Below are 6632 nucleotides of genomic sequence, written 5' to 3'. Positions count from 1 at the left end.
ACGTATTCTCTGGTTGGAACTTAGGTTCTTCTGGAGGAGTTACACGGTTGTTAAACTCTTTATCAGCGATTTCGCCAAGAGTAGCCACAAGAACTTTAGTTGTTCCATCTTGTTTCACTGTGACTGTTACTGCAGCCTTCATTGTGTCGTATGTAACAGTTGCGTCAGTACCCTTCACTTCTTCTACTGTGTAGTTGTGAACACCTTCTTGGCCTTTCTTGAACTCAAGTTTAGAGAACTTAACGTTACCAGATGCATCGTTGCTTACAGTTTCAAGAGTGTTACCTTCTGAATCTTTAAGAACGAAGCTGAATTCGTTGGCTTGAAGCTCACGACCTTCCAAACGTTTAGTGAAGTTGAATTCCACTTCAACTGGAACATTGTTTACACGTTTTTCAGTTGGTTTGCTTGGTTTTTCAACTTTCTTAGTAGTTGGGTTGTAGTAGTTGACTACTTGAGCCGCAGTATTTTCGATATCTACACCACCAGGAACATCAGCTTTCACTGTTGTTGGGATGTCGAACTTGTAGTAACGTCCAAATTCAAATTTAGTTGTGTCAATGATTTGAGTGTTTTCCGCATCACCAAGTGACTTCGTGAAGCCAGCTTTAAGAGTTGCGGTAATGACTCCGTTATTAACTGTAATATCGAACTTATCTGTTACTTCTGCACCTGTTACTGAATCGTAGGCTTTGATCTTAGTAGAATCAAGATCCAACTTAGTTTCATCGTAGTCATCTGAGATTCCTACTGATTGGATGTTGTCCTTGTTAGCTGCGTCAAATTTAGTTGTATCCAACCATACTTGGTAAACCAACTTGTCGCCACGTTTCACAGTCTTAGTGTTCAAGTTTTCTTTTTCGTTGTTTGATGCATCGTCCGCATATGGGTTCGCATTTGTATCTGCGTACTTATCTGCCAACTCTTTATCGTCATCAACGAGCTTGTCGCCTGTGATATCGTATTTCTCTTCAGAAACAACATATTTCTCTGGTTGGAACTTAGGCTCTTCTGGAGGAGTTACACGGTTGTTAAATTCTTTATCCGCAATGTCGCCAACAGTAGCTACAAGAACTTTAGCTGTTCCGTCGTGAGAAACAGTTACTGTTACATTCGCTTTCATTGTGTCGTATGTAACGGTTGCGTCTGTTCCAGCTACTTCTTCAACAGTGTAGTTGTGAACGCCTGCTTGTTCTTTCTTGAATTCGATAGCTGAGAACTTAACGTTACCATCTTTATCGTTGCTTACAGTCTCAACAACTTTACCTGTTGAATCTTTAAGAACGAAGCTGAATTCGTTAGCTTTCAACTCACGACCTTCCAAACGTTTAGTGAAGTTGAACTCTACTGGTACTGGAACGCTGTTTACACGTTTTTGAGTAGGTTTGTTTGGAGTTTCAACCTTCTTAGTTGTTGGGTTGTAGTAGTTGACTACTTGAGCCGCAGTATTTTCGATATCTACACCAGCCACAACATCAGCCTTCACTGTTGTTGGGATGTCGAACTTGTAGTAACGTCCAAATGCGAATTTAGTTGTGTCGATAACTTGAGTATTTTCTGCGTCTCCAAGTGACTTAGTGAAGCCAGCTTTAAGAGTTGCGGTAATGACTCCGTTATTAACTGTAATATCGAACTTATCTGTTACTTCTGCACCTGTTACTGAATCGTAGGCTTTGATCTTAGTAGAATCAAGATTCAACTTCGCTTCATCGTAGTCATCTGAGATGCCTACTGATTGGATGTTTTCTTTGTTAGTTTCAGAGAATTTAGTTGTATCCAACCATACTTGGTAAACCAACTTGTCGCCACGTTTAACAGTCTTGGTATTGATGTTTTGTGCTTCGTTGTTTGATGCATCGTCCGCATATGGGTTCACATTGGTATCTGCGACCTTATCTGCCAACTCTTTGTCATCATCAACGAGCTTGTCGCCTGTGATATCGAATTTCTCTTCAGAAACAACATATTTCTCTGGTTGGAACTTAGGTTCAGTTGGAGGTGTTACTACGTTGTTGAATTCTTTATCTGCAATTTCACCAAGAGTAGCCACAAGAACTTTAGCTGTTCCGTCGTGAGAAACAGTTACTGTTACATTCGCTTTCATGGTATCGTATGTAACGGTTGCGTCGCTTCCTTTAACTTCTTCAACAGTATAGTTGTGGACACCTTCTTGATTCTTATTGAATTCAAGTTTAGAGAACTTAACGTTACCAGATGCATCGTTGCTTACTGTTTCAACAACTTTACCTGTTGAATCTTTAAGGACGAAGCTGAATTCGTTGGCTTTAAGTTCACGACCTTCCAAGCGTTTAGTGAAGTTGAATTCCACGTCAACTGGTACGTTGTTGACACGTTTTTCAGTTGGTTTGCTTGGTTTTTCAACTTTCTTAGTTGTTGGGTTGTAGTAGTTCACTACTTGAGCCGCAGTATTTTCGATGTCTGCTCCACCTGGTACATCAGCTTTAACTGTTGCTGGGATATCAAATTTGTAGTAACGTTCAAATGCGAATTTAGTTGTGTCAATGATTTGAGTGTTTTCTGCATCGCCAAGTGACTTAGTGAAGCCAGCTTTAAGAGTTGCAGTCATCACACCATTTTCAACCTTGATGTCGAATTTGTTTGTTACATCATCACCAGTTACTGAGTCATATGCTTTGATTGCTGAAGAATTTACATCAACTTTTGTTTCATCGAAGTCATCAGTGATTCCTACAGATTGAACGTTTTCTTTGTTGTTAGCTGAGAATTTAGTTGTATCCAACCATACTTGGTAGTACAGCTTATCTCCGCGATTAACAGTCTTGGTATTGATGTTTTCTGCTTCATTGTTGTTAGTTTGGTCTGCGTATGGGTTCGCATTAGTATCTGCGTACTTGTCTGTCAACTCAGCATCATCATCAAGAAGCTTATTATCAGTGATAGAGTATTTAGCTGTATTCAACACATACTTCTCTGGTTGGAACTTAGGTTCTGTTGGAGGAGTTACTGTGTTGTTGAACTCTTTGTCAGCTGGTTCAGTTACGTTAGCAACCAACGCTTTAGCTGTACCATCGTGAGATACTGTTACAGTCACTTCTGCTTTCATAGTATCGTATGTTACAGTTGTGTCTGTTCCTGCAACCTCTTCAACAGTATATTTGTGAGCTCCCTCTTCACCTTTTTTGAATTTCAATGCTGCGAACTTAACTTTTCCTGCTGCATCATTCTTAACAGTTTGAAGTTCTTTACCAGTTGAATCTTTCAGTACGAAGCTGAATTCGTTAGCTTTAAGTTCACGACCTTCTAATTTCTTAGTAAAGTTAAATTCTACAGTGATTGGTACAGAGTTCACACGTTTTTGAGTTGGTTTTTCTGGAGTTTCTACAGATTTGCTTACTGGGTTGTAAACGTGAACGATTTGGTTGGCTTTGTTTTCGATGTCTACTCCGCCTGCTACTGAATCTTTAACAGTTGCTGGGATATCGAATTTGTAGTAGCGACCAAATGCGAATTTAGTTGTGTCGATAACTTGAGTGTTATCAGCATCACCTAAAGACTTGTTCATAGAAGCTTTAGATGTAGCTGTAATGACTCCGTTAGCTACTGTAATATCAAATTTAGATGTTACATCAACTCCTGTTTCGCTGTCATAAGCCTTGATATCAGCACTGTTAACAGTCAATTTATCTGCATCGTATGTATCAGAGATACCTACAGATTGGATGTTGTTCTTGTCAGTGAAGTTCTTAGTATCCAACCATACTTGGTAAACTAATTTATCACCACGTTCAACAGTCTTGGTATTGATGTTTTCCGCTTCGTTGTTCTTGGTTTGATCAGCATATGGATTTGCATTTGTTTCTGTGTATTCATCCTGAAGCTCATCGTCATCGTCCATTAATTTTGTACCTGTTAGGTCAAATTTTTCTTTTTTAAGGACGAATTTTTCTGGTTGGAACTCAGGTGTTTCCGGAGGAGTGATCTTGTTGTTAAACTCTTTATCCGCTGTTCCATCAGTTGCTTTACCATTAGCGTCTACCCCACCAGCAGAAACTACGTTAGTTACTGTTGTTAATGTGTGACCATTTTTAGCAACTTCTACAGTAATCGTAGCTTTCATAGTATCATATACCATTCCAGCTTCTTTCGCTGCAGGGACAACTTCTTCTACAGTATAAGTGTGAGTACCAACTTTAGAGTTGTCGAATGATAATTCTGTAAATGTTACAGTTCCGTCTGCTTTGTTCGTTACTGTTTCAACTTCTTGACCGTTTGCATCTTTAAGAACGAATTTGAATTCGCCGTCTTTCAGTTCACGTCCAGCTAATTTCTTAGTGAAGTCGAATTTAGTTTTAACTGGTGCTACAACATAGTTGTTGAAGATTTTATCATCAGCACTTGATTTGAATCCACCTTCAGCACTGTATTTAGTCGTAGCTACTAAATCACCTTGAGCGTTTTCAGTTACATTAACAGTCATGGTAACTGTCATTGCATCGTATTCAACGTTTGCATCTGAACCTGGAGTCTCAGTGATAGTGTAAGTGTAAGTACCAACTTTGTTAAATGTTAATTTACTGAATGAAGCTTTACCGTCAGCTTTGTTCGTGACAGTTTCTTCATAAGCTGGGATTGATTTGTTTGGTTGTACTTCTTTAAGTTTGAATGTAAACTCACCGTTTGCTAATACACGTCCTTCCAATTGTTTTTCAACTTCTGGAGTAACTTCAACTGGCTCTTGTTTAACATAGTAGTAAACAGGTTGTTTATACGGTGTCAATGAGTTGAGCAAGTCAACGTTTGTACCGATACCTTCTACTCCACGTTCTAATTGTGAGTTAGCTGAACCATGCCCAATTCCATCACCCAAGAATGGTACGAATACAGTCTTGTATGGTGTATATCCTGAAGCTTTTTGGAAATCGAATGGAACTTCTTTACCATTTGGATATTGAGTTTGAGCTCCTGTTTTTGGATCTGTTACAGTATGTGCAATCGTATTAAGAGGTGATTTTTTAACAACTAGTTCTTGCGTATTAGCTTCACCTGGTTTAATTGGTTTAGTTTCAGCAATCAACATGTAGCCATCTGTACTTAGAGAGCCGTCAGAACGTTTGCTTTGTTGTTTTGGATCAAGTAAGTAGACACGAATAACGACTGAACCATCTTCTCCGACTACTTCTTTAATACGTTTAATACCGTAACGGTCCGCATCCATAAACATAGAACCAACGGTATACGGACGGCTTACATAACCTGATTTGTCGTTTGCATCAGCTGTTTGATACAATTTATAGCCATCAAATTGACGCTCCCCAGATGCTGTGAAACTTTGCCCTTCCATAGCTTTAGTTGTATATTTAGCTAAGTCTACTTCATTGCCGTTTTCTTTATAATCTTGAACAGTTTTATCTGTTTTATTGGCATTAAATGTTGGGTTGTTTTTATCAACTACTTTATAGTAAGTTGTTTTATTAATTGCTGCTGGGATTTTAGCATTTGAGTCAGTGATTGTACGACCATTATAAGCTGGTTCTACAACGTTTAGAATATCTGTTGTAGTACGAGCATTATAAACCGCAGTATAAAGCGCTTGTTCAGCTGGCGTAAGTTGGTGTCCAGCTGCTACTAAGTCTGTGATGCTCTTTCCTACTTCATAACCATTTTGAATAAATGGTTCAGCAACTTTACCTTTTTCAGCAGTACCGGCTTTGTAATCCACTTGGAAAGTTAATTGGCTATTAGACGCTGCCGTAGTAGTCGTGAATTTTTGAACACCACTAGATGAAGTAATTGTTCTTGTTTCTACGACATTACCAGTCGTTTTATCAATCAATTCAACTGTTGTATCAGTAGATTCATCAAATCTCTTATAGGCACGCGCGTAATATTTTGTACCATAACGATTATTGAATTCTGTTAAATCCCAAACAGCATAAGTATAGTAATCGCCTTCTTTTCGTGCGTAACCAGCTGGTACAGGTTGAGAACTTACAGTTGCACCGTTAGCATCTCTGATTTCTGGAGTTACTTTTTCCCCATCTTTTAAGTAAGTGCTTACCGCTACTGGGTTAGAGTTGTGGTCTCCAGTTACAGCTTCGTTAGTAACAGCACGACGATTACGTACTCTTGGTTTGTTTGATTCATCTGCAGCTGGTTTTGCTTCAGTTGCTGCAGGTTTTGCTTCAGCTGCTTTTTCTGTTTCCAACAATTTAGCATGTTCTTCTAAAGAGATTCCTGCTTCAGCTGTTGCTGGTTTTGCAGCTACTTCTGCTTTTGGAGTTGCTTCTGCTGCTGGTTTTACTTCCTCAGCTTTTTCTGAAGGTGCGGCTGGTGTTTCAGTCACAGCTTTTGCTTCAGTTGCTAAAGCAGAGTTTGGAAGCTCCACTTTAGGTGCAGCGTAAGTCCCACCTGGAGCTGTAGTAGCAGTATCTTGAGGCGCTTGGTCAGGCTCGGGTTGAACACTTGTTACAGCTTCCTTACTTGTGTCAGTAGACGCACCAGCTTCCTCCGCAGCTACTGTCGGAGCTCCGACAGCAAAAAGCGCTGTCCCTAGTAATACAGAACAAACGCCAACGCTATACTTTCGCAAAGAAAAGCGCTGACGTCTATTAAACATTTCCTTCATTTATTTGTATCTCCTTTTTCATATT

At 39.5% G+C, this 6632-nt stretch carries 1 protein-coding gene; it reads right to left on the bottom strand.

Annotated elements, in window-relative coordinates; translation table 11 throughout:
- A partial coding sequence (locus ABT997_RS05220) for an SspB-related isopeptide-forming adhesin (RefSeq protein ID WP_350018911.1) occupies positions 1-6607 on the bottom strand: 6607 nt, incomplete at its 3' end.
- Positions 6608-6632: the final 25 nt, after the last annotated feature.

This window comes from Streptococcus australis, assembly GCF_040226615.1.
GTDB lineage: Bacteria > Bacillota > Bacilli > Lactobacillales > Streptococcaceae > Streptococcus > Streptococcus australis_E.
This window is presented reverse-complemented; position numbering and strand designations above follow the sequence as displayed.